Genomic DNA, 2,669 nt, shown 5'->3' on the forward strand with positions numbered 1-2,669 from the left:
GATACCGTCCTCTCCACCCCGACCATTGCCGCNGTTCCGCCGCGCATCGCCCTGGTCGGCAACCCCAACTGCGGCAAGACCGGCCTGTTCAACGCCCTGACCGGTGCCCGGCAGAAGGTGGCGAACTATCCCGGCGTCACGGTCGAGCGCAAAATCGGCGACTGCGTCAGCCCGGCCGGCACCCGCGTGCAGTTCGTCGATTTGCCCGGAACCTACAGCCTGCGCGCCCGATCCCCCGACGAGGAGGTGACGCGCGACGTCGTGCTGGGCCGCTTCCGCCATGAGGCGCCGCCCGATGTGATGGTCTGCGTCGCCGACGCCACCAATTTGCGCCTGCACCTGCGGCTGGTGCTTGAGTTGAAGAAGCTCGGCCGGCCGATCATCCTCGCGCTCAACATGATGGACGTGGCGGAGGCCCGCGGCTGCCGCGTCGATGCGGCGGCCCTGTCGGCGGCGCTGGGCGTGCCGGTGGTGCCGACGGTGGCGATCAGGCGCACCGGCATCGTCGGGCTGCTCGACCAGATCGAGCGCAGCCTCGTGGCGATGACGGCCGACCTCGCCCCGGCACCTTGCGGCCCCTCCCCCTGCGGCTGGAGCGAACCGTCGGCCCATGACCTGCGGGCCTATCACCAGGAGGTGGAAGGCATCCTGGCCGCGGCACTCCGCGATGCCGGGAAACCCTCCCTCGCCACCCGGCGCATCGACGCAGCCCTGCTGCATCCGGCCATCGGACTGCCCTTCCTGTTCCTGGTGCTGTTCCTGATGTTCCAGGCAGTCTTCGCCTGGGCCGCCATGCCGATGGACATGATCGACAAGGGGCTGGGCTGGGTGCAGGTGGCCGCCGGCGCCGCGCTGCCCGACGGCATGCTGAAAAGCCTGCTGACCGACGGCATCATCGCCGGGGTGGGCAGCGTGCTGATCTTCCTGCCGCAGATCCTGGTGCTGTTCTTCTTCATCCTGATGCTGGAATCGACCGGTTACATGGCGCGGGCGGCCTTCCTGCTCGACCGGCTGATGGGCGGGGTCGGGCTGCATGGCCGGGCCTTCATCCCGCTGCTGTCCAGCTTCGCCTGTGCCGTCCCCGGCATCATGGCCGCCCGCACCATCGAGAATCGTGCCGACCGGCTGGCCACCATCATGATCGCGCCGCTGATGACCTGCTCGGCCAGGCTGCCGGTCTACACGCTGATCATCGCCGCCTTCGTTCCCAACCGGAGCGTGGCCGGCGGGATGATCGGGCTGCAGGGGCTGGTGATGTTCACCCTCTACGCCGCCGGCATCCTGTCGGCGCTGGCGGTCGCCTTCGTGCTGAAGCGCACGATCTTCAAGGGTGCGCGCGAGCCGCTGCTGATGGAGCTGCCGTCCTACCGGCTGCCCAGCCCGCGCGACATCCTGCTGGGGCTGCTGGAGCGGGCGCGCATCTTCCTGGCCCGCGCCGGCACCGTGATCTTCGCAATCATGATCCTGCTGTGGTTCCTCGGCAGCTTCCCGGCGGCGCCGGACGGAGCGACCGGTCCAGCCATCGACTACAGCTTCGCCGGGATGCTCGGCCATGCACTGGCGCCGCTGCTCGCCCCCATCGGCTTCACCTGGCAGATCGCCATTGCCCTGGTGCCGGGCATGGCGGCGCGCGAGGTGGCGGTCGCGGCGCTAGGCACCGTCTATGCACTGAGCGAGACGGGGGACGCGCTGTCCGGCTCGCTGGCCGGGGTTCTGGCGGCCGACTGGAGCCTGCCGACCGCGCTGTCCCTGCTGGCTTGGTTCGTGTTCGCCCCGCAATGCGTCTCCACCCTGTCGGTGGTGAAGCGGGAGACCAACAGCTGGTTCTGGATGCTGGTGATGATCGCCTACATGACCGTGCTCGCCTATGGCGCGGCCTTCGTCACATTCCGGCTGTCCAGCGCCCTGCTGGGAGGATGAACCCGATGGAAAGCCTTATCGTCGGACTGATCGTCGCCGCCGCCTTCGCCTGGGTCGCCTGGACCATCCTGCTGCCGGCCGGCCTGCGCAACCGCCTGCGCCGGCTGGCCGGACGGCCGGAGCCCATCCGCACCGGCGGCTGCGGCGGGGGCTGCTGCGGCTGCGAGGCGGCGGGGCCGAAGCGCAGCCGGCACTGCTGACGGTCCCCAGCACCGTCACCAGCCGGTTGGGCAGGACCGGCAGCCGGTCATCAGCGAGTCCTGGAAGATGGCGAAGCGCAGCTTGGCTCCCTCCATGTTGGCACCGGACAGGTTGGACAGGGCCATCTTCGCCTCCTGAAGGTTGGCGCCCTCCAGACTGGCGCCGGCTAGATTGATCTTGTCGGCGCGGATCGCCTCCAGATTGGCGGCGGTCAGATCGCTGCCGGTGAAGTCGGCGCCGGTGGCGCGGGCGAATTCCAGATTGGCACCGCGCAACCGTGCACCGGACAGGCGGGCACCCTGAAGGAAGGCGGTGCGCAGGTCGGCCCCATCCAGAATGGCGCCGGTCAGGTCCGCGCCACGCAGGTCCGCCTTGCGCAGGTCGGCCCGCATCAGGTTGGCGCCGTGAAGATCGGCTCCGGCCAACGACAGCCCGCGCAAATTGCGATGCCGCAGATCCAGATTGGGGCAGACGATGCGGGGGCCGAGCGTGCATCCGTCGACGACGCTCGCCCGCTCCTCCTCGCCACCGCCGACCAACGTCCCGCC

General features: G+C 69.7%; 3 protein-coding genes. 2 read left to right on the top strand and 1 reads right to left on the bottom strand.

From position 1 onward, the window contains the following. The first annotated feature begins 24 nt into the window (after positions 1-24). Positions 25-1,920 carry a ferrous iron transporter B gene (locus I71_RS13860; protein WP_042695444.1) on the top strand — a complete coding sequence of 632 codons (1,896 nt, stop codon included), beginning with the start codon at positions 25-27 and terminating at the stop codon, positions 1,918-1,920. A 5-nt stretch (positions 1,921-1,925) separates the two neighbouring features. After that, positions 1,926-2,120, top strand: coding sequence for a hypothetical protein (locus tag I71_RS13865; RefSeq protein WP_042695443.1), 195 nt, complete (start codon positions 1,926-1,928; stop codon positions 2,118-2,120). Between the two features lie 15 nt (positions 2,121-2,135). Here the strand turns inward: I71_RS13865 and I71_RS13870 are convergent. After that, positions 2,136-2,669, bottom strand: a 534-nt coding sequence (locus tag I71_RS13870) for a pentapeptide repeat-containing protein (protein WP_042695445.1), incomplete at its 5' end; no start/stop codon positions are given.

Origin of the sequence: Azospirillum sp. B506 (genome assembly GCF_000333595.1) — a bacterium.
GTDB lineage: Bacteria > Pseudomonadota > Alphaproteobacteria > Azospirillales > Azospirillaceae > Azospirillum.

Coding starts and splice junctions, on each gene's coding strand:
- I71_RS13865 (WP_042695443.1), top strand. CDS start 1,926: ATGGAAAGCCTTATCGTCGGACTGATCGTCGCCGCCGCCTTCGCCTGG.